We start from the raw sequence: 23,474 nt of genomic DNA on the forward strand, positions 1-23,474 counted from the left end.
TTTCATATGACTAGCATATGCAGCAATGTTTGGAGAGAGGGGATTCAGGGATGAATAAAGGAATGAAGTGGGGAGCGGCCGTACTTGCAGCCGGCGTATTGTTTGGAGGAGCTGGCGTGACAGTAGGCACGAGCGTTCATGCGGCGGCAGCCAAAACGGCGGCGAAGCAGGACGTACAACCCGTGATTGTGCTTAAAGCAAACGGCAAGACATTAACGCAGCAGGGGAAAATCGTCAACGGGAACACGATGATACCGATTACCGTTCTTCACGACGCATTGGGACTGCCGCTCAGTTATAATCCGGGAACAAAAACGTACAGCATCGGCAGCGGGATCATGAAGCTGAATCTGGAATTGTCCGATTACGGCGTCATCTCGAACCTGAACGGCTATTACGTTTACGATAGCATCAACAGCGATCAGTATGAAGCCAAAAACCTGAACGGACATTTATACGTGCCGTTCAAGCTGCTGAATGACTATATGGGCATTAAAGGGGTGTGGAACCCTTCCTTGAAGTCGCTGGAGCTTGGCAAGCAGGCCATGAACGATATTAGCATTTCAAGCGAAACGATTACGAAAACGAATAAAAATGCCGGCATCGTCATCCATTATCCGAAGGTGAGCGGCCTTGCCGAGGACGTGCAGCAGAAGATCAATGCCGTATTCAAGGAAAAAGCCGAGCAATTTGCGAAAGACAGCGAAGAGAAGGCAAGCCATCGGGACGGCAAAATCGAAAACGTGTACGATTTCGTGCAAAGTTTCGTTGTGACGTTTAACCGCGATGGCGTGCTGAGCGTCGTCATCGACCAATACGGCTACACGGGCGGAGCCCATGGCAGCACGGTGCGCGAAGGCCTGACCTTCTCCCTGAAGGACGGCAAGCAGCTCAGCCTCGGCGATGTGCTGAAGGCGGCGCCGGATTACAAGCAGAAGCTCGACAGCATGCTGAAGCAAAAAACGAAGGAAGTCAAATTCAACGACGTGACGGCAGGGCTGAACGAAAAGCCGGATTTCTATCTGAAAGAAGGCGGTTTTGCGATCTTCTACCAGCAGTACGAAATCGCGCCTTACGCGGCGGGCATTCCGACGTATGCCTTCAGCTTCGGCGAGGTGCTTCCAAAAGGAACCGACCCGTTTGCGGCGTTCAAATAACGGCTTAAAGTCTCGGGAAAGGCGGTATAGGGGATCTTCCTTGCCGCTTTTTTGCATCCGTGTGATCGTCGTGAAAGTTAACTCTTATATATTAAAACAGCCCGCCATGCATTGCATGGCGGGCTTTGTTATAGGAATTATACGTTAAAAATGAAGTCCTCATCCGACAGCGGCTCGATGTTGATCGCACGAACGTAGCCGTTGCCTTTTTTCGAGAAAAAGTCGTGCTGCTTCGTATGCGTGCTGATGCCGTTGAACACGATCGGGTTGATCGGCTCTTCCGGAAAATGAGGCTCGAAGCCGAGGTTCATCAGCGCTTTATTGGCGTTATAACGGACATAGGTTTTGACCTCTTCCTGCAATCCGATCGGAGCGTACAAGGCGTCCGTATAGACCACCTCGTTCTGATACAGCGTCTCCAGCAGCTCATACAGCTCTTTTTGCAGCTGAGCTTGTTCTTCAGGGGTGAACGTCTGGAACAGCTCTTGAGCGAGCAAGCCGACGTACAGGCCGTGGATGCTCTCGTCCCGGATAATGAGGTCGATGATTTCGCCGCTGCTTGTCATTTTGCCTTGGCCTGCGAGGTAGAGCGGATAGAAGAAGCCGCTATAGAACAGGTAACTCTCCAGGAATACCGAGGCGGCCATCGCCCGGTACAGGTCCTGAGCGGAGTTGATGTTTTTGTACCAAGACTCGATTTGTTTGGCTTTGAACTGCAGCTGCTCGTTTTCTTCAACCCAGCGGAAAATCGCGTCGATTTCCTCCGTCGAAGCGAGCGTCGTGAAGATGCTGCTGTAAGATTTGGCGTGGATCTGCTCCATCATCGACATGAAGCCGAGCACAGCCTTGCGCTGCAGCCCTTCCACATGCTCCAGGATCTTCGGCATGCCGACGCCGCCCTGCAGCGTGTCAAGCAGTGTCAAGCCGCCGAGGACATGTTTGTAGACCGTGCGCTCGTCGTCCGTCATTTTGATCCAGTCCATTTTGTCGTCGGACAGCGGGATTTCGTCGTCGGTCCAGAACTGCATAATGTTTTGCTGCCAGAACATCAACGTAAAATCGTCGTCCGGCCGGTTCCAGTTTACTGCTTTCATTAGGCGATAGCTCCTTTATATTAAGAAGGCAACGAGGGACCCGAGGTCCCTGCGATTGCCTTGCCGTATGATCAATTTTTAGACAGCGCAGCTTGTGCACTCTTCGATGGACAGCTTTTTCGTCCGGGTGTAATAAAGCGATTTGAGGCCCTTTTGGGCGGCGTATACGTAAAAACGGGACAGTTCGCGGGTCGACACGGTGCTGTTGACATGCAGGACGGTGGAAATGCCTTGGTCCACGTGCTGCTGAATCGCGGCGATCATGTCGATCAGGCGGAACTGGTCGATGTTATAGGCGGATTTGTAATACCACTGCGTTTCCGCGCTCAAGAACGGCATCGGATAATACGTCGTCGAGTTTGCGTATGTACGCGTTTCGATGTGCTCGACGATCGGCATGACGCTGGAGGTTGCGTTCTGGATGTACGAAATGCTTTGCGTCGGCGCGATCGCCAAACGGTAGGCATGGTACAAGCCGTATTTCTGCACTTGCTCCTTCAGGCGGGCCCAATCCTCCGGCGTCGGGATTTCGATGCCTTCAAACAGCTGCTGAACCCGTTCAGACGTCGGACGGAAGTCCGTCTCGAGGTACTTATCGAAATAAGTGCCTTTCGCGTATTCGGATTTTTCGAAATCTTTGAATGTCTCGCCGCGGTCGCGGGCGATTTCCATGCTTTTTTCGATGGAGTAGAAGTTCATCATCATGAAAAACGTGCTGGCGAACTCTCTCGCTTCGGCGCTTTCGTAGGCGATTTTGTTTTTCGCCAAGTAACCGTTCAAATTCATGGCCCCAAGTCCGACGGAGTGCAGCTCGCGGTTGGCGCGTTGTACGCCCGGGGCGTTTTCGATTTTGGACAAGTCGCTGACCACGGTCAACGCTTCGATGCCGACATGGACGGAATCCTTCACTTTTCCCTGCTCCATGACGTTGACGATGTTCAGCGAAGCCAGGTTGCAGCTGATGTCGCGGCGGATGACGTCTTCGATGCCGTAGTCGTTGATTTCCGACGTCTCCTGCAGCTGGAAGATTTCCGTGCACAGGTTCGACATTTTGATCTGGCCGATATCTTTCAGCGCATGCGCCCGGTTGGCGTTCGTTTTGTTCACGATGTAAGGATAACCGGATTCAAGCTGGGTGGAAGCGATCTTCGTCAGCATGTCGCGCGCGCTCATGACCGTCTTTTTAGTGATCTGGTCATTGGCGAGGAGCTCGTCGTACATCGTGTCCATATCAAGGTCGTCCAGGTGTTTGCCGTAGGCCTTGTAAACGGAATAAGGCCCGAATACGACAAGCGGCTTGTTTTGAGCGGCAAGCTCGTAAAATTTGTTCGGAATGATGAGTCCGATGGACAACGTTTTGATTCTCAGTTTTTCGTCGGCGTTGATTTTTTTCGAATCCAGGAATTCAATGACGTCCCAGCCGAAAATGTTGTAGTATCCCGCGCCGGATCCTTTGCGCTGACCCATTTGGTCGGCATAAGAAAAGGCATCCTCCATGAGTTTGAGCACGGGCATGATGCCTTTAGCCGCTCCGGCTACCCCTTTGATCGGCTCTCCGCGTCCGCGAAGCTTCGACAGGTTCACCGCCACGCCGCCGCCGATTTTGGACAGCTGCATGCAGGTTCCGAGCACGTAGTTGATCGAGTTGAGGGAATCGTCCATTTCCAGAAGGAAACAGGATACCAGCTCGCCGCGGCGGCTCTTGCCCGCGTTCAGGAAAGTCGGCGTCGCCGGCTGCAGGCGCTGGTCGATCATCGCTTCGGCGATCCGGAGCGCTTTCCCGCTGTCCCCGTCCCCAAGGTGCAGGGCGACGATGGCGACCCGGTCCGGATACTGCTCGAGATATTTCGTTTTGTCGTTCGTCTTCATCGCGTAGTCCTTGTAGAACTTCGAAATCGCCATGTAGGACTGGAACTGGAAGTCGCTGCTTGCCGTGAGGTTAAATACGGCCTCGACTTCTTCGTAGGTGTATTTTTCAAACACGTTTTCGTAGTAGTCGTTGTCGATCAGGTAATCGAGCTTTTCCCGGAGGGAACCGAACTTCATCGTGTCCTTTTCGACTTCCTCCATAAAGGCTGCGACCGCTTCTTTGTCTTTGGAAAGCTGAAAATAACCGTCAGCCCCCCGCTGCATCAATTCGTTGTTCAATTCAATATGTTTCAATGCTCCGCACCCTTTCAACAAAAGTTTCTATATCCTGCGTTGTTCCCGACAGCTCGAATTTCGTGAGGACCGGAACATCGTACATCTCGGAGATCGTGTCCGCGCTTTTGGCAAAACGGGGACCCCAGTTGCGGTTGCCGCTTGCCGATACGCCGCGCAGCATGTTGCTGTTGCGGGTCAGGAAGGACTTCACCTTCTCGGGAACCTGGCCGAACCCGGTCGTATAGGTCACGAGCACGTAAGGCTCGTTGATCTCTTCCTTCTCCGCGATCGAAACGCTCCGCATATTCAGCTTGTTTATGAAACGTCTGACGTTCCCCGTTTTGGAATCGTAGACAACCAGCATACTCTATCACTCCTACCGATTCTTTGCAAAAAAAACGACGCTGCAACCTTAATGAATGCAAGTCGTAATAGGCTATTTATGATGTTTTGGATCAATATGTAGTTGATAAATTGAATTTTACATCAATATCTTGGGTTCGTCAATGGACAAATGAGGATTTGCCTATGAGAAAGGTTGTGCTAGAGTACGTAGAATCGGCGGCGTGACGCGGCAAAAAGGGGCTCCCGAAAGATCCAAAAAAGATCTTTTAGGAGCCCCTGAAGCTGCTATATCTAGATATGGTGGTTAGACGCCTTGAACCGGAGGATGCTCGAGCACTTTATCGATAATGCCATATTCAGCTGCATCCTGCGCGCTCATGAAGTAGTCGCGGTCGGTATCCCGTTCGATGCGTTCCAGCGGCTGTCCCGTGCGTTCGGCAAGAATGCGGTTCAGCGTGTCGCGCATTTTCAGGATGCGGCGGGCGCGGATTTCGATATCCGTTGCTTGTCCTTGAGCACCGCCGAGAGGCTGGTGAATCATAATTTCGCTGTTCGGCAGCGCGTAGCGTTTGCCTTTCGCGCCGGCGTTCAGCAGGAACGCGCCCATGGAAGCGGCGAGACCCACGCAGATGGTGGACACATCCGGCTTAATGTATTGCATCGTATCAAAAATCGCCATGCCGGCCGTAATGGAGCCGCCGGGGCTGTTGATGTAGAGGTGGATGTCCTTATCGGGATCTTCCGCAGCCAGGAAGAGCAGCTGGGCAATGATCGAATTGGCTACGACGTCGTTGACATCGGATCCCAGAAAAATAATGCGGTCTTTCAACAGTCTGGAATAAATGTCGTAGGCGCGTTCGCCGCGGTTGCTTTGTTCAACGACCATAGGTATATAACTCACGTGGAAAACCTCCCTATTTAATGGATTAATTGCAACTATTCTATACTTACTGTTACCGTAATAACCCCATGATAAACAATTTCAAACAAAAAGTCAAAGAAAGTCAAACTCGAGGGTAAAAAAAATAGCCGTTGATTGGCTTTGGTCTTAAAGGTTAAACATATGGTAGATGCTTCATTAATAATATGGCGCGCCCGCGAGGAATTGAACCTCGATCTCAGGCTCCGGAGGCCTGCGTCATATCCATTGGACCACGGGCGCATATGTCAAACATGCTTCAGTCGGACTGCGGCGGGTTATCCCTCGTACATTCCGTACAGCAAGTGTTATTATACGATAAGCCGCGCAGAAATGCAAGAGGCATTTTGAAACGTCGGATAGCCGCCTGCCGCCGCCGTATAAGCCGTATAAGAGGAAAGAATAATGTGAAGGATAGACGGTGGACTACTTGCAACAAGGGGTGAAATTGAGTAGAATATAAGTGGGACTTAAATCGTTACCGTGGGACGTTTTAAGGCCAGGGGCAGGAGAGAAGGAAGTTGAAGTTGCGGGAGTGGAGAGCAAATGCGGAGAATATTAGAGATACAAAAGCAGCTTCTGCCTGATCTCATGGACGTGCTCAAGACAAGGTACACCATCCTCCATCAGATCATGCTCTCGGAGCTGATTGGCCGGCGAACGCTGGCGGCCTCGCTGCATATGACCGAGCGGGTGCTGCGCGCGGAGACGGATCTATTGAAAGCCCAAGGGCTTATCGAAATTGAAAGCTCCGGCATGAAGATCAGCGAAGCCGGGCGAAAGCTGCTGGACGAGATGGGCCCGATGGCCGAGGAACTGTTCGGACTGAATGAGCTGAGCGAGAAAATCCGCCGTACATACGGCCTGAGAAAGGTTGTCGTCGTGCCGGGGGATTGCGAAGCATCGCCGCTGACGAAGCGCGATCTCGGGCGCGAAGGGGCGAAGGCGCTGCTCGGCGTCATGAATCAGGAGGACACGGTTGCCGTCACGGGAGGTTCCACGTTGGCCGCGGTAGCGGAAGAGCTCAATCCGCATGCTTCCGCGTCGATGAAGAACAGCTGGTTCGTTCCGGCTAGGGGCGGACTTGGCGAAAGCTTGGAATTCCAGGCGAACACGATCGCTTCTACGATGGCCAAACGCGTAGGCGCCCAATACCGGCTGCTGCATGTCCCCGATCTGCTTAGCGATGACGCATATCAATCGCTGGTGCAGGACCGCAATATTCAGGAAATCGTGGACGTCATCCGGCGATGCCGCATCATTGTGCACGGCATCGGCGACGCGATGGAGATGACCCGGCGCAGGAGGCTGGATCCGGCCGCGGCGCAGGAGATTCAGCGCGAAGGCGCGGTAGCGGAGTCTTTCGGCTATTATTTTAACGAGCAAGGCGAAGTTGTTCACCGCATGATTACGCTGGGCCTCCGGCTGGAGGACATCATCCGGACGGAGATCGTGATCGGGATTGCCGGCGGGAAAGACAAGGCGACCGCCATTCATTCCGTGCTGAAGTTCGGGCATGAGGATATTCTCGTGACGGACGAAGCGGCGGCCGTCGAGATTTGCAGGCAGATCGATGAGCAATCGTAAGCTCGGCATTGTTTCGTTATCAACACAGGCGCAAGCCCGCCTGTTTTGAATAAATAATGAATGTTTCGGACGGCTGCGGCCGACCTGCAAACATTCACAAAATAAGAACTTTGGGAGGACTATTCAATGAGTGTAAAAGTAGGCATTAACGGTTTTGGACGTATCGGACGACTCGCTTTCCGCCGCATTCAAAATGTGGAAGGCATCGAAGTTGTGGCAATCAACGACTTGACTGATGCTAAAATGTTGGCTCATTTGCTTAAATATGACACGACGCAAGGCAAATTCGACGGAGACATCGAAGTTCATGACGGCTTCTTCAAAGTAAACGGCAAAGAAGTTAAAGTTCTCGCGAACCGCAACCCTGAAGAGCTTCCTTGGGGCGAGCTTGGCGTTGACATCGTTCTGGAGTGCACAGGCTTCTTCACGACGAAAGAAAAAGCTGAGCTTCACCTGAAAGGCGGAGCGAAAAAAGTCGTGATCTCCGCTCCTGCTACAGGCGACATGAAAACGATCGTTTACAACGTCAACCATGAAACGCTGGACGGATCCGAAACCGTCATCTCCGGCGCTTCCTGCACAACGAACTGCCTGGCTCCAATGGCTAAAACGCTCAACGACAAGTTCGGCATCGCATCCGGTCTGATGACTACGATCCATGCTTACACCGGCGACCAAAACACCCTGGACGCTCCGCATCCAAAAGGCGACTTCCGCCGTGCGCGCGCCGCTGCCGAGAACATCATTCCAAACTCCACTGGCGCTGCAAAAGCAATCGGTCTGGTTCTTCCGGAACTGCAAGGCAAACTGGACGGAGCCGCTCAACGCGTGCCTGTACCAACAGGTTCCCTGACCGAGCTCGTTACCGTTCTGAACAAAAAAGTAACGGCTGACGAAGTCAACGCAGCTATGAAAGAAGCGTCCGACCCAGAAACTTTCGGTTACACCGAAGACGAAATCGTATCTTCCGATATCAAAGGCATCACGTTCGGTTCGCTCTTCGACGCAACTCAAACCAAAGTGCTGACAGTAGGCGACCAACAACTGGTGAAAACCGTTGCTTGGTACGACAACGAAATGTCCTACACGGCTCAATTGGTTCGCACATTGGCATACTTCGCAAAACTGGCTAAGTAAGACCGGCCGGTCAAGCGGAATATATGGAGCGGAAACAGAACCTTTGTTTCCGCTCTTTGTAAATTGCATGCGGCAAATCCGGAAGGAAGCCGACTTTCGGATTTTCGCGTCATGCCCATAAACGAAGTAAAACGATTTGGATAGAGACGACGGAGAGTTTGGATAGATAAAAACAAGAGGATTGAAAAAATCCCGAAACGAACGAGCTTGTCCCCTGTAATTCCTGAATACAAACAAAAAATGGGTACGGAGGAACGAACCATGAACAAAAAATCTGTACGTGATGTGGAAGTAACCGGCAAACGCGTATTCGTGCGCGTGGACTTCAATGTGCCTTTGGAAGACGGAAAAATTACGGACGACACGCGGATCCGCGAAACGCTGCCAACGATCAAATATTTGATCGAGCGCGGCGCGAAGGTCATCCTGGCGAGCCATCTGGGCCGTCCGAAAGGAGAGTTCGTCGATTCCCTGCGTTTGACGCCGGCGGCAGAGCGTTTGTCTGAGCTTCTCGGCAAACCGGTCGCTAAAGCGGACGAGGCCGTGGGCGAAGCGGTTAAAGCCAAAATCGCCAAAATGAACGACGGAGACGTGCTACTGCTCGAAAATGTGCGTTTCTACCCTGGGGAAGAGAAAAACGATCCGGAACTGGCGAAGCAATTCGCCGAGCTTGCGGACCTGTACGTCAACGACGCGTTTGGCGCCGCTCACCGGGCCCATGCTTCCACAGAAGGCATCGCGCATTACCTGCCGGCCGTATCCGGCCTGCTTATGGAGAAAGAATTGAACGTTCTCGGCAAGGCTTTGTCCAACCCTGAGCGTCCTTTCACGGCCATCATCGGCGGATCGAAGGTCAAAGACAAAATCGACGTCATCAACAACCTGCTGAACATCGCGGACAACGTGCTGATCGGCGGGGGCCTGTCCTATACCTTCATGAAAGCGCAAGGGTATGAAATCGGCATGTCTTTGTGCGATAATGAGAAACTGGATGTGGCGCTCGGATTTATCCAAAAAGCGAAGGATCTCGGCAAAAACTTCCTGCTTCCGGTCGATATCGTCATCGCGGACGATTTCAGCGCAAACGCGAACGTGAATATCGTGGAAGTGGGCAACATCCCTGAAAAATGGGAAGGCGTGGACATCGGACCGAAAACGCGCGCTAAGTATGCCGAAATCATTAAAAACTCCAAGCTTGTCGTATGGAACGGACCGATGGGCGTATTCGAAATCGATCCATTCTCCAATGGTACGCGTGAAGTGGCCGAAGCTTGCGCCCAAACCGAAGGTTACACGATCATCGGCGGCGGCGATTCAGCGGCAGCGGCGGAGAAATTCCATCTGGCGGACAAAATGGACCACATCTCCACAGGCGGCGGCGCTTCGCTGGAATTCATGGAAGGCAAGGCGCTCCCAGGCGTCGTGGCTCTGAACGATAAATAATCCGGGCGGGTACAGCCGTAAGGATTTCCGAAGAAGGAGTTGAAGCAAGTGAGAACACCAATCATTGCGGGCAACTGGAAAATGTTCAAGACCGTTCCGGAAGCCAAAGCATTCATCGAAGAAGTGAAGGGCAAAGCGGAAGTGGAAGGCGTGGAAAGCGTCATCTGCGCTCCGTTCACCAACCTTCCGGCATTGGTTGAAGCCGCTAAAGGCACGTCCATCAAAATCGGCGCCCAAAACCTGCATTTTGAAGACAACGGCGCATTTACCGGCGAAATCAGCGGCGAAATGCTGAAGGAGCTTGGCGTGGATTATGTCATCATCGGCCACTCCGAACGCCGCGCTTATTTTGCGGAAACCGACGAGACCGTGAACAAAAAAATGCACGCGGCATTCCGCCACGGCTTGACGCCGATCGTTTGCGTGGGCGAGAAGCTCGAAGAGCGCGAAGCCGGCCAAACGAAGGATGTCTGCAAGGTGCAAACCGAAGCGGCATTCCAAGGACTGTCCGCCGATCAAGCGGCTCAAGCCGTGATTGCATATGAACCGATCTGGGCGATCGGAACAGGAAAATCTTCGACTGCGCAGGATGCAAACGAAGTTATCTCCTATATCCGCGACCTGGTCAAAGGTTTGTACGGAGAAGACGTTGCGAGCAAAGTCCGCATTCAATACGGCGGTAGCGTTAAACCTGAAAACGTGGCCGAGTACATGGGACAAAGCGACATTGACGGCGCGCTTGTCGGCGGCGCCAGCTTGCAGCCGGCTTCCTATATCCAGCTCGTTCAGGGGGCGAAGTAAGATGACCGCACCTAGACCTGTAGCATTGATTATTATGGACGGATTCGGTCTGCGCAGCACGAACGAAGGCAACGCGGTGGCTCAGGCCAAGAAACCGAACTACGACCGCCTGATGGCCAAATACCCACATACGACGCTGACCGCTTCCGGCGAAGCGGTAGGTCTGCCGGAAGGACAAATGGGCAACTCCGAAGTAGGCCATTTGAACATCGGCGCAGGACGCATCGTGTACCAGGATTTGACCCGCATTTCGAAATCGATCCGCGAAGGCGAATTTTTCGATAACCCGACGTTGGTCGAAGCGGTTCGCGCGGCAAAAAATAACGGCAAAAAGCTGCATTTATACGGCTTGCTGTCGGATGGGGGCGTACATAGCCACATTGAGCATATGTTCGCCATGTTGGACCTTGCCAAAAAAGAGGATATGCATGAAGTTTATATCCATGCTTTCCTGGACGGCCGCGACGTAGCTCCGGACTCCGGCAAGAAGTTCATTCAGGATCTGCAAGCAAAAATCAAAGAAGTGGGCATCGGCAAAATCGCGACCGTTCAAGGCCGCTATTATGCGATGGACCGCGACAAGCGCTGGGAACGCGTAGAGAAATCCTACCGCGCGATCGTATACGGGGACGGACCGAAATACACCGATCCGCTTGAAGCCGTAACGGAATCCTACAACAAATCGGTATTCGACGAGTTCGTCGAGCCTACGGTGATCGTGGACGAAAACGGCCAGCCGGTATCGCTCGTGGAAAGCGGCGATTCCGTCGTGTTCCTGAACTTCCGTCCGGACCGCGCCATTCAGCTGTCCCAGGTATTCACGAACAAGGACTTCCGCGGATTCGACCGCGGGCCGAAGTTCCCTGAGAACCTTCATTTCGTCTGCCTGACGCTCTTCAGCGAAACGGTTGGAGGATATGTGGCTTACGAGCCGAAAAACCTGGACAACACGCTGGGTGAAGTGCTTGTGCAGCAGGGGAAAAAGCAGCTCCGCATTGCCGAAACCGAGAAGTATCCGCACGTGACGTTTTTCTTCAGCGGCGGCCGCGACGTAGAGCTTCCAGGGGAAACCCGGATTCTCATCAACTCGCCGAAGGTTGCCACGTATGACCTGAAGCCTGAGATGAGCGCCTACGAAGTGGCGGACGCTTGCGTGAAAGAAATCGAAGCCGAAAAACACGATGCCATTATCCTCAACTTCGCCAACCCGGACATGGTCGGACACTCCGGCATGCTGGAGCCGACGATCAAAGCGGTTGAAGTGACGGATGAGTGCATGGGCAAAGTCGTTGATGCCGTCATTGCCAAAGGCGGGGTAGCGATCATCATCGCCGACCACGGAAACGCCGACATGGTGTTTGACGAGCAGGGAAGACCATTTACCGCGCATACGACGAACCCGGTTCCGTTTATTTTGACATCCGAAGACGTGACGCTGCGTGACGGCGGCATTTTGGCCGATGTGGCTCCAACGATTCTCGACCTGATGCAGCTGCCTAAGCCGGCTGAAATGACCGGAGAATCGATGATTGCAAGCCGCAAATAAACGGTATAATGATAGAGATGGTATCTATTCTGGATTAAATACACCGCAAAGGAGAACAAGTACAATGACTATTATTTCTGACGTGTACGCTCGCGAAGTCCTCGACTCCCGCGGCAACCCGACTGTTGAAGTTGAAGTTTACCTCGAATCCGGCGCTATGGGCCGCGCCATCGTTCCATCCGGCGCTTCCACCGGCGCTCACGAAGCCGTTGAGCTTCGCGACGGCGACAAAGACCGTTACCTCGGCAAAGGCGTTCTCAACGCCGTTAAAAACGTAAACGAAATTATCGCTCCTGAAGTGATCGGCATGGACGCGCTCGACCAGCTCGGCATCGACAAGCTGATGATCAAACTGGACGGCACGCCTAACAAAGGCAAGCTGGGCGCAAACGCCATTCTGGCCGTTTCCATGGCTACGGCACGCGCAGCAGCCGACGCTTTGGACCTGCCTCTGTATGTATACCTTGGCGGATTCAACGCAAAACAACTGCCTGTACCGATGATGAACATCGTGAACGGCGGCGCTCATGCCGACAACAACGTCGACGTGCAAGAGTTCATGATCCTGCCTGTAGGCGCTCCTTCCTTCAAGGAAGCCCTTCGCACAGGCGCTGAAATCTTCCACAGCCTGAAATCCGTATTGAAAGGCAAAGGCCTGAATACGGCAGTAGGCGACGAAGGCGGCTTTGCTCCTAACTTCACTTCCAACGAAGACGCATTGTCCTCCATCATGGAAGCTATCGAAAAAGCCGGCTACAAACCGGGCGTAGACGTATTCCTCGGCATGGACGTTGCTTCCACGGAGTTCTTTAAAGACGGCAAATACCATCTCGAAGGCGAAGGCAAATCCTTCACATCCGCAGAATTCGTTGATTTGCTCGCTTCTTGGGTTGACAAATATCCGATCATCACGATCGAAGACGGCTGCTCCGAAGACGACTGGGAAGGTTGGAAACTCCTTACCGAGAAACTCGGCGACAAGATCCAGCTCGTTGGCGACGACTTGTTCGTAACCAACACCGAACGTCTTGAAAAAGGCATCAAAGAAGGCATCGGCAACTCGATCCTGATCAAAGTGAACCAAATCGGTACGCTGACTGAAACCTTCGACGCCATCGAAATGGCAAAACGCGCAGGATATACTGCGGTTGTTTCCCACCGTTCCGGCGAGTCCGAAGACAGCACGATCGCGGATATCGCGGTTGCAACGAATGCCGGCCAGATCAAAACGGGCGCACCTTCCCGTACCGACCGAATCGCGAAGTACAACCAATTGCTCCGCATCGAGGACGAACTGAGCGAAATGGCTCAATACAACGGACTGAAGTCCTTCTACAACCTGAATAGATAAGAAGCAGCTTTTCCAGCTGCACGAAAGCCGTCCCGGCATCCTGCCGGGGCGGTTTTTTTAATACAAAGGTCAAGGGAACCCGTGTCAACTCAAATAAAAATCTAACCGAAGATGGATGGAACACTCATTAAAAAATCTAACCTTTTAGACATGTCCCTGCCCCCGAGGGGGCGGCGGTCGACGAGCATTCATCATACGGCTGAGTTATGCATTCTTCCGTTGCGTTCCCCGGTATACAAAAGGTACCCATAGCCCGCACCTTTTAAAGTGTTCAGACTGTGGGTACCCGTTCATACGAGGCAGCCTCTTATCAGTTGCTGCCAGAGTTACTTCAATGAAAAAATTAAATCATCTTGTGAAGGCTGCCGGCGTTCGTTACTTGAGCAAAGGTACCTTGCAATGATGCCATAAAAGTGTCATGGACGGTTTTTGCAGAAATCACCGTATCGTTCCATACCAAATCCCTGGTGGTACACGCATCGTCGAGCAATATGACTTCATAGCCCAAGCGGTGCGCAGTTCGCACAGTCGAATCGATACATATGTGGCTCATCATCCCGCAAATGACAAGTCGCGACACTTTAATAGATTCAAAATGCTGATGCAATTCAGTTTGAAAAAAGCTATCCGGAGTATGTTTAACGATAACTTTTTCGTCAGATTGGGGTTTTACCCGTTCATGAATTATAATCCCTTCCGTATCGGGAAGAAAAAACGTTGCGTTTTTTTCCAAAAGAATGCACTGAATATGAACGATAGGCAACCTTTTATCCCGGAACAGTGCCAATGCTTCTTGAGCATGGATTGCCGCTTGTTCGGTATCGACTAATTCATTTCTGCCTCCCTGGAAATAATCTTTTTGAATGTCTACCAATAGTAACGCTGTATTCATGATACACGGCTCCTTTTACATGCAGTTAATGAGTTTCTAAAAGTATTGTAGTCTCGATGTAATGGCGCCGTGAATTACCCACTTTTTTGTGGGTATGGGTGCATTGAACTCAAATTTTGTATCTGATGCCTTTTCGGTCAAGAAGTTCAGTTTGACCCCATTCCACCATGTATTCGATGCCTATCTCTTGCATGATCAGTACCGCGTCTAGCAGCTTTCTCCCACGTTCAGTAAGAAAGTATTCTACATGCAGCGGATAACCTTCCGTTTTGACTTTATCCACGATACCGCAAGATTGTAGTTCTCTTAAATGCTGTAGCAACATCTTTTGGGTGATCTGGTCGATATCCCGCTCCAGTTGAGCTAAGGACGTATTCCCATCTTTCAATTGAAAGATAATCATTGTTTTCCATTTGCCTTTTATAATGTCATGAACAACCTCTAATGGGCAGGTACACTGCTCCCGAATTATCATAGAACTCACCTCGATGCGATCATTTCAAACCATGCGTTCCTTGGACGGAAATGGTTCCAGGCAGCATGGAACTCTCCGTATAGGGCTCTTATTCTTAACCTAATACCGTCGGTCTTGAAGCCGGCAGCGACACGCAGCTAAACTCGTTTTGCACGAGCGTTTCGTATCCAAGTTCACCTCAAAATGATTTCGAGGGGCGACGCCGAATTCATAACCTACGGAATTCAGTCCCCTCATTTTGGGTTGTTATCTCGACAATAACAATTTCCATTTGAGTCCCTGAATTCCCTTTCTTTTTGTCCGATTTTTCACGGGAAACGAATTAAATTAGTCAGGATTAGGATTAATGAACTTGCTAAAGAGGAGAGAACGTGTTGCTGTCGTGCAGATCGAAAAGGGCGAAATGATAACAAAGTCAGCCCGCTAGGTTAAGATCATTTCACAAGAACTTTCGGAAACACGGAACGATCTGGTTCGATTCGAACATCTTAAAAACGAATCCAATCTTCGAGGGACAGTATCTTGGGATAACAAGGAAATATGTCTAGTGGATGCGGTGGGTTAACTGGTGAAAAAATTTGATTATGTAAAGACGTAGCTAGCGTTACGCTCGGAATAATTTTACGCATCTATCCGAATCGTTTGGTATGACTCGCGCGTACAGAATCATGCCTTTCCACTTGCCCCCAATGACCGTAAGCGCTACTTCGATGGAACAGCCGCGGATATAGTCCGGTTGAATTACATGAGGATCCGGGTACTTTTTGCCCATCGGTTTCCCCCAATATTATACAAATGTATCCTGAACTACAGAAATGTGCGTACTTAACACCTAAACCATGACGACGCCCTGGCCTTCTGCGAATCGTTATGGGTACTGGTCGGACTCTGCTTGATTATTGTCTGGGGGCCGGCCCGTTTGGCTAAAGTAAGCGGTAGCATAAGGGCAGAACCGTCCTTAAACAAGTTCCCGCTCGGGTTATCTGCCCTTCAGCCGGGCAAACGGACTGCCGAAGCGCACCAGACATGCACATAAACTTTATTCCTGAAGCACCTCGTCGTAGGCTCCGCGGTCACCTGAAAGCGGCCTCCAGGGCACCTGTATCTTCAAAGCCCCGGAAATACTTAATCTTGCCGTCTTCCACTTCGCAAACCACCGCCCAGTAGCTTTCGAACATGTTACCGGTAGGCCGAATCCGATGCTTAAATCTTCCCCAAGCGAAAGCTTTTGTTTCATCAGCAAGTATATTAAAGATCTCGAATTCTTGGGTTTCGAGATCTTTCTGGAACTTGGTCAGTAGCGTCCTTACGCCCTCTATTCCGTAATAAGTCCCGTAAAAGTGGTGTCTGTCAGACTCCTTCTCGAATGCCGCGATAAATTTGGCATCTCTGTGTATATAACCGAGGGCCTTATCCATATCCCCTAAACTGTGAAAGTATTGAAGCAGCACTTGATCCGGTTTCATATAGCATCGATCTCCTCTCCACTATAATTGCATGGTTTTATGCTGGCTCGTAAAGATACCAAGGTGTATGGCTTCGTGCATCAAAGCGAAGTTGAATAGCTCGCCGGAGGTAACGAATTCGAACGGGCCCATGATAAACGGCGAATGCAAATTCATGTTCAACATTTCGGGCGTCAGCTCGGAAATACGGGAAAGCTGCGCCATTAACAGTTCGGTCAGTTCTGCCTTTGAAGGCGGAGCAATCGTCCATTCCGACGGTTTCGTTCCGGTGCCGAACAACGTTTCGTATACAGGCGGAATTGCGGTCGGGAGTCCGAAAGATAACGTGGAGTATCGATCCATCCAGTACACGATATGACCGACATTCCAGCGAATCGTGTTATTAAAGCCATTCGCTTGAATATCGAATTGATCCTCCGAAATTCCCTGGAGCTGCCCGATCACGATCTGATGCAAAACTTTTCCGGTTGTAATAATCGAATTAGCCATGGTTGAAACGCCTCCTACTATAATAAATAAGTGTTGAACCCTTACATCCAAAGTGTACCTTTCGCTCCGCGAACCAACAATCACGAGATTCCGATTCAATTGATCGGTTTCAGTAATGATTGTTTGGAGGTTGGGGATCAACCGGATTACCCAAGATGGAGAGACATTATTATCACGATTATGCAAAGAGGAATTCCAAGCTTGTGTCCAGAGTGAGGGCTTGAAATTGTACCTACTAGTATGTATAATCAAAAAAAGGAGGAATGATTCATGACCGCAAAGGAACGCCTGTTATCGGCTGCCAAGGATTTGCTGTGGGACTATGGGTATGAGAAGACGAGTCCGAAAGATATTCAGAAGAAAGCCGACGTTGGGCAAGGGAGTTTTTATCACCATTTTGAAAGTAAAGAAAGCTTGGCAGCTCAAGCAGTACGCGAAATATCAGACGACATGCAAAATACGCTGAGTGCCGTGTTTGAGACAGATAAGCCCCCGCTCGAACGCGTTAAGGATTATTTAAAGCAGCCGAGAGAAGCGCTTCGCGGTTGCCGTATTGGTAAACTCGTGCAAGAGGTATCGGTACCTCAGAATTCTTTGTTGCCTCCTATCTCCGAATACTTCGCCCGTTTACAACAAGAACTGGCCTTGTTGCTGCAATGTGCTCAGCAGGAAGGAGTGTTTCCGCTTGAGGCGGATGCAACACAACTGGCAGCAGCGATTTCGGCTGCTGTACAAGGAGGATACGTTCTTTCCAGGGCACTGAATGATCCTAAACAGATGGAAATTGCCACAAGTGGAATACTGTCAATGATTGAGTTCATGGAACGGAGGTTATAACCATGTCTGCTTTCCATATTGAGTCTTTAGATTCTATCGTGTTTGCCGGAAGCCGAAATCGCCTAGATGAAGGAAACATTCCTTCGATAGAAGGCGCTAAGGCGGTACTGGAGACATTTTACCATGCGTTTAATACTCGTAATCTAAGTTTGTTTACCCAAGTGTGGCTTGACCATCCTTTGATTCAGCTTAATAATCCGTTAGGCGGTATAATGAGGGGGGCAGGAGATATAGAAGAGTTGTATAGAAAAGTCTTCCAAGGCAATGTGTTTGTGGAGGTCGAGTTTCACGACATCGTTCTATATTCGTCCTTCGAGTATGCCGTATTTGCCGGTCGCGAAAGAGGGACCTACCGGATCGGTACAAATATATATCCGCTGAATATTCGTACTACCCGTTGTTTTCAATATATCGACTCCAAGGGCGGTTGGAGGCAAGTTCATCACCATGGATCCATTGATGATAGCCGGCTTCTTCATAACTATCAAAAAGCCATCAGAGGGGATATGATTTAGAATGAGTGTCATTAAAATCCGCCGGTAAGCAGAGGGTGTCGAGCGCTCGCTAGACAATCTGAATCGCGGCTGCGGCCTCTTGGTACTTGTGCCGCGGCTCCCTTGTCAAGTTTCGCTTTCGGCGGCCGTACAATGCCATTGAGCTGCTGCAACACGTACTTGCGGTTAAACGAAGTGACGCTGACGCTGACAATCTCAACAATCATCATTGACTTTTCCTCGCGTTTCTTCGCTTCGCGGTACCGTTGCTGCATAGCTTGCATGTATTCTTAACGGCTTTGTAATGACATTTTCACTACACATCCCCTCAGTTATATTTTGATTCCACTACCCTTTAAGTTAGATTATAGCTGATTTAATACGAGTCCTTGTTTTAGGAAATGGGCTATGGTACAATAAAAATGCTGTTTTATGAACGATAATTAATGTTTGAGAAGCAAATTTGCAGCACCCTATATAGAATGATGTTTATGATGTTTAGCTCACTGGGAGGTGGATCGAATGGAAACTTTGTTGAAGGTACTGCTCGTCATTTTCTCGATCGCTTTGATCGCAATCGTTCTTTTGCAAAAAGGGAAAAGCGCAGGACTGGCCGGTGCCATCTCCGGTGGCGCAGAACATCTTTTCGGAAAAACGAAAGCCCGCGGCATGGACTTGATCCTGCAGCGCGTGACGGTCGTCGTGGCGGCGTGCTTCATGATCTTGGCCATTCTTGTGGCGATATTCGCGAAATGATATAGCCGGACTTTGGAAACCCTTCGCTCTTTCAGAAGAAGAGCGGGGGTTTTTTAATATCCCCGAACCATGGGAATGTTTTCCGGAACGAAAGTTTCCCAAGGCTTGATTCGCGCGTATATATCATGGCCGCCCAGGGATGCAAACGATTAATTCCGTGTATACTAGGGTATGTGTATATAAATACGGAAAATGATTTGAAATGATTACATACAGAGGCTTGCGGAAGGAACGCCTTCCTGCAGGCGAACCGAGGAGATAATCGATGATAACGGAACAAACGATATTGGAATTGATGCAGGACCCTGACTATAAACCGATGACCTATCAGGAGCTGGAAAAGCATTTTGGCATTACGGACAGCGCCGAATTCAGGGAATTCCTCAAGATGCTGAACAAGCTGGAACAGGAAGGCCGAATTATGATGACGCGTTCGGAGCGCTACGGCCTGCCGGAACGGCTGGATTTTCTGCGCGGACGGCTTCAGGTACACGCCAAAGGCTTTGCGTTCCTGATTCCTGAGGATAAAGAACATCCGGATGTTTACATCGGGGCGCATGACCTTTCAAGCGGCATGAACGGCGATACGGTACTGGTACGCATCACGACCCGCGGACCGGCCGGAGGCAAGCTCGAAGGCGAGGTCGTCAAAATCGTCAACCGCGCGGTGAATCAGGTCGTGGGCGTGTTCCAGGGCCATGAAGCGTACGGTTTCGTGCTGCCGGATGATAAGCGGATCGTCCGGGATATTTTCATCCCGAAGGAAGCGATGAAAGGCGCGGTGGACGGCGACAAGGTTGTCGTGAGCATCGTAAGCTACCCCGAGGGCCGTACTGCCGCCGAAGGGGAAGTCGTCGAGGTGCTTGGGCATAAAGACGATCCTGGTGTGGACATTTTGTCCATCATCCGCAAGCATCAGCTGCCGGAGGCTTTTCCGGAGGAGGTCATGGCCGAAGCGGAAAACGCCCCGGATTCGATCACCGAAGAAGAGATTCTGAAGCAGGGGCGGCGCGATTTGCGCGGCAAAAACATCGTCACCATCGACGGCGAGGACGCCAAAGACCTTGACGATGCCGTCAACGTGGAGCGTTTGGAAAACGGACATTACCGCTTGGGCGTCCACATCGCGGATGTCGGCTATTATGTGCGGGAGAAGTCCGAGTTGGACAAGGAAGCCTATAACAGAGGCTGCAGCGTTTATCTCGTGGACCGCGTCATTCCGATGCTGCCGCACCGCCTTTCGAACGGGATTTGCAGCTTGAATCCGAAGGTGGACCGTCTGACCCTGTCTTGCGAAATGGAATTCGACGAGCATATGAAGGTCGTCAAACATGACGTGTTCACCAGCGTCATTAAGACGAAAGAACGGATGACCTACAACAATGTGCGCAAAATCCTCGAGGAAGAGGATCCCGAGCTGATGGAACGCTACAAGGATCTTGTAGACGATTTCCGGTTGATGAAGGAGCTGGCCTTAAAGCTTCGTTCACGACGGATGAACCGCGGCGCGGTCGATTTCGATTTTGTGGAGTCGAAGGTGATCGTGGACGAAAACGGCAAGCCGGTCGATATCGTGAAACGGGAACGCTCGATCGCCGAACAAATCATCGAGGAGTTTATGCTGGCGGCCAACGAAACCGTGGCGGAGCATTTCCACTGGCTGAAGGTGCCGTTCATTTACCGGGTGCACGATAATCCGGATCCGGAAAAAATGCAAAACTTCCTCGCTTTTGCCGAAAATCTCGGGTACCACGTGAAGGGCCGGGGCAATTCCGTTCATCCGCGTGCGCTGCAGACGCTCTTGGAGGAAATTAAAGATACGAAAGAGCAGACCGTCATCAGCACGATGATGCTGCGGTCGATGAAGCAGGCGAAATACGATGCCGACATGTCGGGCCATTTTGGCCTCGCGGCGGAGTTCTATACGCATTTCACGTCGCCGATCCGCCGTTATCCGGACCTTGTCATCCACCGGGTCATTCGCGAAGTGCTCGAAAACAACAACATTCTGCCGGAGAAGCGGCAGGAGTATCTGGCATCGCGGATGCCGGACATCGCCCAGCATTCGTCCGAGCGGGAGCGCGTTGCCGTTGAGGCGGAGCGCGATACCGACCAGCTGAAGAAAGCGGAATACATGCTGGATAAGGTCGGCGAAGAGTTCGACGGCCTGATCAGCAGCGTGACCGGCTTCGGTATGTTCGTCGAGCTGCCGAATACGGTGGAAGGGCTCATCCGTCTGGCCGGGCTGACGGACGATTATTACCACTTCGACGAGGCTTCAATGTCGCTGATCGGCGAGCGGACCTCCAAAGTGTTCCGCATCGGCGATGAAGTGAAAATCCGTGTGGCACGGGTGAACATGGACGATCACACCATCGATTTTGAGATGGTGGACATGAAGCCGCGCCGCGAGCGCAGCTTCGGCGGCGGTTTTGGCGCCCGCGGCGGCGAGCGCGGCGGGCGCGGGAAAAAGGCCGGGGGCGGCAAAGCCGCCCGGCCGGGCAAGCGCGAGCGCGGGGCAGCCGCAGCCGGTGAGGCTGCGGGGGCAGGGAAGCGCAAGCGCGGCGCAGGCGCCGCCGGCGGAAGCGGGCCGGCGGCGGGCGAGAGCGTCGAGGCCAACCGGCCGAAGACGTTCAGCTTCGGCTCCGGCAAAGGCGGCTACAGCTCAACGCCGACACAGGGCGAGCAAGCCAGCGACGGACGCCGGAAGAAAACGTCGGGCAGCGGCATTTTTATCGGCGAAGGCGCCGGTTCAGGGGAAGGCAAACGCAAAGGCGGCGGCTCCGAGCAGGGCAACGGCGAAGCTTTTTGGCAATTCCGCAAAGGCAAGAAGAAAAAGGGAGCCGGCAAAAACGGCACGGCGGCTTTTGTGCGGAAGAAGAAAAAGTAAGTTCGGTACGCCGGTGAGGACCGTTTGAATGAGCTTCAACTGGTGTTGAGCTCTTTTCTGGAATTTGTGTAAGATCGTTCGGCGGGTGCATGTTTGGGGCACTAGGGATTTATCGAGGCGGTTTCGATTGGGTCTAGACAAGCTCAGTCTTTACCTTGATTTTGCCGAAATCAGTTGATACAATGGACTTCTGGTACGTTCGTCATGATGAGTGGCGTTTGTCGCCGGAAGTCCGCTATTTTGTAATGGGTGAGGAGTGAAAGACATGGGTGGTAAGAAGAGTGACGGGAAGGTACTGGCCCAGAACAAGAAAGCTTCCCATGATTATTTCATCGAGGATACGTACGAAGCCGGCATCGTGCTGACCGGGACCGAGATCAAGTCGATCCGGAACGGAAAAGCGAACATCGGCGATGCATTTGCGACGATCCGCAATGGGGAAATTCATATTCACAACATGCACATCAGCCCGTTCGAGCAGGGCAACCGGTACAATCCAACCGATCCGACGCGGGCGCGCAAGCTGCTGCTGCATAAGGAACAGATCCACAAGCTGCTGGGTCAGACGAAACAGGAAGGCTACACGATCGTTCCGCTCAAAATTTACATTCGCAATGGCTACGCCAAGCTGCTGTTAGGCCTCGGCCGCGGTAAGAAGCAGTACGACAAACGCGAATCCGCAGCCAAACGCGATGCGCAGCGCGATATCCAGCGTGCTTTGCGCGAAAAGCAGAAAATTGCGCGTTAATGGCCTGTTACGCGAAATCTTAGCAAGTTTCACCTGCGTTTCCTTGCATCATCTGTGTCATTTTGGCCGGATGGTGTGATATAATAAATGATGTAAGAGACGCGCAGGCCGCGATCTTTTACAGAATCAACGAATTGCTTCTGATCGTCCTTTCTTTATGGAGGGAAAGGATGCGGAATTAGATTGCTTCTTGTGCTGCAGAGCAGCTCATCTAATCCGAAGAAGCCCTTTATAACAAGGGGGCGTTCTTGGATTCGACGGGGACAGTTCGAGCATGAGTAGCGGGTAGTGGGGACGCGTCCGCTTCATCAACGCTAACGCCAATAATAACTGGCAAACAACAAAACAACTACGCTCTCGCAGCTTAATAACCTGCAGACGTGCTCTCGCTCTGCATCGCCCATGTGCCGGGATGAGGGCTCACTCTTAGTGGGATACGCTGTCTAGTCTCCGCCTGCGGCTAGCTGAAGAAGACAAACAGGCTGACCCGAAGGGAATCCGGTGACGGGGAGTCTCTAGGGTGACATCAAAACTGTCACTACACCCGTAGAAGCTTATGTGGCGTTGTCTTCGGACAGGGGTTCGACTCCCCTCGCCTCCATATGCAGTACCAGTGACGGACACCATTTGGTGTCCGTTTTTGCTTGCTCGTACTCGAAGGGGGGAACCGCTTCAGCTCTAGGGCTACGGGCTTCTCTGTCGTCGAATACGACATATTTCTGATGATGTATGGCGGTACCTCTCTCTGTAGCAGTTTTGATGTCACCCAAGAACTCCCCGTAACTGGCTTCCCCTTAGGCCGAAGCAGGTTCATCTGGCTGTGCAATTTACAAATACAGATGAGGTTTTGTATGAGAAATATACTGTAACTGAATTGTAGTTAAACCAAATACTAAACGGCC

Annotated in this window: 20 protein-coding genes, 1 tRNA gene and 1 other RNA gene; 13 read left to right on the forward strand and 9 right to left on the reverse strand. The window is 51.6% G+C overall.

All coding sequences use genetic code 11. From position 1 onward, the window contains the following. The first annotated feature begins 50 nt into the window (after positions 1 to 50). Entirely contained in the window at positions 51 to 1,157 is a 1,107-nt protein-coding gene (locus RJP21_RS00230) for a PdaC/SigV domain-containing protein (protein ID WP_310857589.1), read from the forward strand. Positions 1,158 to 1,294: 137 nt separating this feature from the next. On the opposite strand, the gene nrdF is transcribed toward RJP21_RS00230, so the two are convergent. From nrdF to RJP21_RS00255, 5 genes are all read right to left on the reverse strand, one after another. Continuing rightward, a complete protein-coding gene (nrdF, locus tag RJP21_RS00235) occupies positions 1,295 to 2,251 on the reverse strand; it encodes a class 1b ribonucleoside-diphosphate reductase subunit beta (RefSeq protein ID WP_160039720.1) in 957 nt (318 codons plus the stop codon). A 78-nt stretch (positions 2,252 to 2,329) separates the two neighbouring features. Then, positions 2,330 to 4,414 (reverse strand): class 1b ribonucleoside-diphosphate reductase subunit alpha, encoded by a 2,085-nt coding sequence (gene nrdE, locus RJP21_RS00240; protein WP_160039718.1) that lies wholly within the window; start codon positions 4,412 to 4,414, stop codon positions 2,330 to 2,332. Beyond that, entirely contained in the window at positions 4,401 to 4,760 is a 360-nt protein-coding gene (gene nrdI, locus RJP21_RS00245; RefSeq protein ID WP_310857590.1) for a class Ib ribonucleoside-diphosphate reductase assembly flavoprotein NrdI, read from the reverse strand. The genes nrdE and nrdI overlap by 14 nt, the downstream gene beginning before the upstream one ends. 285 nt (positions 4,761 to 5,045) lie before the next feature. Next, positions 5,046 to 5,642 (reverse strand): ATP-dependent Clp endopeptidase proteolytic subunit ClpP, encoded by a 597-nt coding sequence (gene clpP, locus RJP21_RS00250; protein WP_160039714.1) that lies wholly within the window; start codon positions 5,640 to 5,642, stop codon positions 5,046 to 5,048. A 186-nt stretch (positions 5,643 to 5,828) separates the two neighbouring features. Then, positions 5,829 to 5,903 (reverse strand) — tRNA-Arg (locus RJP21_RS00255). 303 nt (positions 5,904 to 6,206) lie between these two features. Between RJP21_RS00255 and RJP21_RS00260 the strand changes: the two genes are divergently transcribed. The 6 genes from RJP21_RS00260 (at position 6,207) to eno (ending at position 13,525) form a co-directional block, all read left to right on the forward strand. Then, positions 6,207 to 7,247, forward strand: coding sequence for a sugar-binding transcriptional regulator (locus RJP21_RS00260; RefSeq protein ID WP_160039712.1), 1,041 nt, complete (start codon positions 6,207 to 6,209; stop codon positions 7,245 to 7,247). 126 nt (positions 7,248 to 7,373) lie between these two features. Continuing rightward, a complete protein-coding gene (gap, locus tag RJP21_RS00265; protein ID WP_160039710.1) occupies positions 7,374 to 8,384 on the forward strand; it encodes a type I glyceraldehyde-3-phosphate dehydrogenase in 1,011 nt (336 codons plus the stop codon). Positions 8,385 to 8,645: 261 nt separating this feature from the next. Next, positions 8,646 to 9,827, forward strand: coding sequence for a phosphoglycerate kinase (locus RJP21_RS00270; RefSeq protein ID WP_310857591.1), 1,182 nt, complete (start codon positions 8,646 to 8,648; stop codon positions 9,825 to 9,827). Positions 9,828 to 9,875: 48 nt separating this feature from the next. Beyond that, the gene (gene tpiA, locus RJP21_RS00275; RefSeq protein ID WP_310857592.1) at positions 9,876 to 10,628 is read left to right on the forward strand and encodes a triose-phosphate isomerase; all 753 of its coding nucleotides are present in this window, start codon (positions 9,876 to 9,878) and stop codon (positions 10,626 to 10,628) included. A 1-nt stretch (position 10,629) separates the two neighbouring features. After that, positions 10,630 to 12,174, forward strand: a complete 1,545-nt coding sequence (gene gpmI / locus RJP21_RS00280) for a 2,3-bisphosphoglycerate-independent phosphoglycerate mutase (protein ID WP_310857593.1) — start codon at positions 10,630 to 10,632, stop codon at positions 12,172 to 12,174. Positions 12,175 to 12,238: 64 nt separating this feature from the next. Beyond that, positions 12,239 to 13,525 (forward strand): phosphopyruvate hydratase, encoded by a 1,287-nt coding sequence (eno, locus tag RJP21_RS00285; protein ID WP_160039702.1) that lies wholly within the window; start codon positions 12,239 to 12,241, stop codon positions 13,523 to 13,525. Positions 13,526 to 13,868: 343 nt separating this feature from the next. Here eno and RJP21_RS00290 read toward each other — a convergent pair whose 3' ends face one another. The 4 genes from RJP21_RS00290 to RJP21_RS00305 all read right to left on the reverse strand — a co-directional run bounded on the left by RJP21_RS00290 (position 13,869) and on the right by RJP21_RS00305 (position 16,847). Further along, positions 13,869 to 14,417 carry a cysteine hydrolase family protein gene (locus RJP21_RS00290; protein WP_310857594.1) on the reverse strand — a complete coding sequence of 183 codons (549 nt, stop codon included), beginning with the start codon at positions 14,415 to 14,417 and terminating at the stop codon, positions 13,869 to 13,871. A 109-nt stretch (positions 14,418 to 14,526) separates the two neighbouring features. Next, entirely contained in the window at positions 14,527 to 14,892 is a 366-nt protein-coding gene (locus tag RJP21_RS00295; RefSeq protein WP_160039698.1) for a winged helix-turn-helix transcriptional regulator, read from the reverse strand. A gap of 1,073 nt (positions 14,893 to 15,965) precedes the next feature. After that, the gene (locus tag RJP21_RS00300) at positions 15,966 to 16,358 is read right to left on the reverse strand and encodes a nuclear transport factor 2 family protein (protein WP_310857595.1); all 393 of its coding nucleotides are present in this window, start codon (positions 16,356 to 16,358) and stop codon (positions 15,966 to 15,968) included. 21 nt (positions 16,359 to 16,379) lie between these two features. Then, a complete protein-coding gene (locus RJP21_RS00305) occupies positions 16,380 to 16,847 on the reverse strand; it encodes a DinB family protein (protein ID WP_310857596.1) in 468 nt (155 codons plus the stop codon). 270 nt (positions 16,848 to 17,117) lie between these two features. Between RJP21_RS00305 and RJP21_RS00310 the strand changes: the two genes are divergently transcribed. The 6 genes from RJP21_RS00310 (at position 17,118) to ssrA (ending at position 23,176) form a co-directional block, all read left to right on the forward strand. Then, positions 17,118 to 17,684, forward strand: a complete 567-nt coding sequence (locus RJP21_RS00310; RefSeq protein ID WP_310857597.1) for a TetR/AcrR family transcriptional regulator — start codon at positions 17,118 to 17,120, stop codon at positions 17,682 to 17,684. A gap of 2 nt (positions 17,685 to 17,686) precedes the next feature. Continuing rightward, positions 17,687 to 18,199 (forward strand): YybH family protein, encoded by a 513-nt coding sequence (locus RJP21_RS00315; protein WP_160039690.1) that lies wholly within the window; start codon positions 17,687 to 17,689, stop codon positions 18,197 to 18,199. Positions 18,200 to 18,700: 501 nt separating this feature from the next. Then, positions 18,701 to 18,934 carry a preprotein translocase subunit SecG gene (secG, locus tag RJP21_RS00320; RefSeq protein ID WP_160039688.1) on the forward strand — a complete coding sequence of 78 codons (234 nt, stop codon included), beginning with the start codon at positions 18,701 to 18,703 and terminating at the stop codon, positions 18,932 to 18,934. Between the two features lie 265 nt (positions 18,935 to 19,199). Further along, on the forward strand, positions 19,200 to 21,824 hold the full coding sequence (gene rnr / locus RJP21_RS00325; RefSeq protein ID WP_310857598.1) for a ribonuclease R: 2,625 nt from the start codon (positions 19,200 to 19,202) through the stop codon (positions 21,822 to 21,824). Between the two features lie 265 nt (positions 21,825 to 22,089). Next, positions 22,090 to 22,572 (forward strand): SsrA-binding protein SmpB, encoded by a 483-nt coding sequence (smpB, locus tag RJP21_RS00330; protein WP_160039684.1) that lies wholly within the window; start codon positions 22,090 to 22,092, stop codon positions 22,570 to 22,572. 238 nt (positions 22,573 to 22,810) lie between these two features. Continuing rightward, positions 22,811 to 23,176: a transfer-messenger RNA gene (gene ssrA / locus RJP21_RS00335) on the forward strand. Positions 23,177 to 23,474 lie beyond the last annotated feature (298 nt).

This window comes from Paenibacillus sp. VCA1 (assembly GCF_031583795.1).
GTDB classification, from domain to species: domain Bacteria; phylum Bacillota; class Bacilli; order Paenibacillales; family Paenibacillaceae; genus Paenibacillus_AQ; species Paenibacillus_AQ albilobatus.

Bases quoted from the DNA above. Each gene is read 5' to 3' on its own strand.
- RJP21_RS00290 (WP_310857594.1), bottom strand. From the start codon at position 14,417: ATGAATACAGCGTTACTATTGGTAGACATTCAAAAAGATTATTTCCAG.
- RJP21_RS00305 (WP_310857596.1), bottom strand. From the start codon at position 16,847: ATGGCTAATTCGATTATTACAACCGGAAAAGTTTTGCATCAGATCGTG.
- rnr (WP_310857598.1), top strand. From the start codon at position 19,200: ATGATAACGGAACAAACGATATTGGAATTGATGCAGGACCCTGACTAT.
- RJP21_RS00295 (WP_160039698.1), bottom strand. From the start codon at position 14,892: ATGATAATTCGGGAGCAGTGTACCTGCCCATTAGAGGTTGTTCATGAC.
- eno (WP_160039702.1), top strand. From the start codon at position 12,239: ATGACTATTATTTCTGACGTGTACGCTCGCGAAGTCCTCGACTCCCGC.
- gpmI (WP_310857593.1), top strand. From the start codon at position 10,630: ATGACCGCACCTAGACCTGTAGCATTGATTATTATGGACGGATTCGGT.
- nrdF (WP_160039720.1), bottom strand. From the start codon at position 2,251: ATGAAAGCAGTAAACTGGAACCGGCCGGACGACGATTTTACGTTGATG.
- nrdI (WP_310857590.1), bottom strand. From the start codon at position 4,760: ATGCTGGTTGTCTACGATTCCAAAACGGGGAACGTCAGACGTTTCATA.
- RJP21_RS00260 (WP_160039712.1), top strand. From the start codon at position 6,207: ATGCGGAGAATATTAGAGATACAAAAGCAGCTTCTGCCTGATCTCATG.
- secG (WP_160039688.1), top strand. From the start codon at position 18,701: ATGGAAACTTTGTTGAAGGTACTGCTCGTCATTTTCTCGATCGCTTTG.
- RJP21_RS00310 (WP_310857597.1), top strand. From the start codon at position 17,118: ATGACCGCAAAGGAACGCCTGTTATCGGCTGCCAAGGATTTGCTGTGG.
- RJP21_RS00300 (WP_310857595.1), bottom strand. From the start codon at position 16,358: ATGAAACCGGATCAAGTGCTGCTTCAATACTTTCACAGTTTAGGGGAT.
- RJP21_RS00230 (WP_310857589.1), top strand. From the start codon at position 51: ATGAATAAAGGAATGAAGTGGGGAGCGGCCGTACTTGCAGCCGGCGTA.
- RJP21_RS00315 (WP_160039690.1), top strand. From the start codon at position 17,687: ATGTCTGCTTTCCATATTGAGTCTTTAGATTCTATCGTGTTTGCCGGA.
- gap (WP_160039710.1), top strand. From the start codon at position 7,374: ATGAGTGTAAAAGTAGGCATTAACGGTTTTGGACGTATCGGACGACTC.
- smpB (WP_160039684.1), top strand. From the start codon at position 22,090: ATGGGTGGTAAGAAGAGTGACGGGAAGGTACTGGCCCAGAACAAGAAA.
- RJP21_RS00270 (WP_310857591.1), top strand. From the start codon at position 8,646: ATGAACAAAAAATCTGTACGTGATGTGGAAGTAACCGGCAAACGCGTA.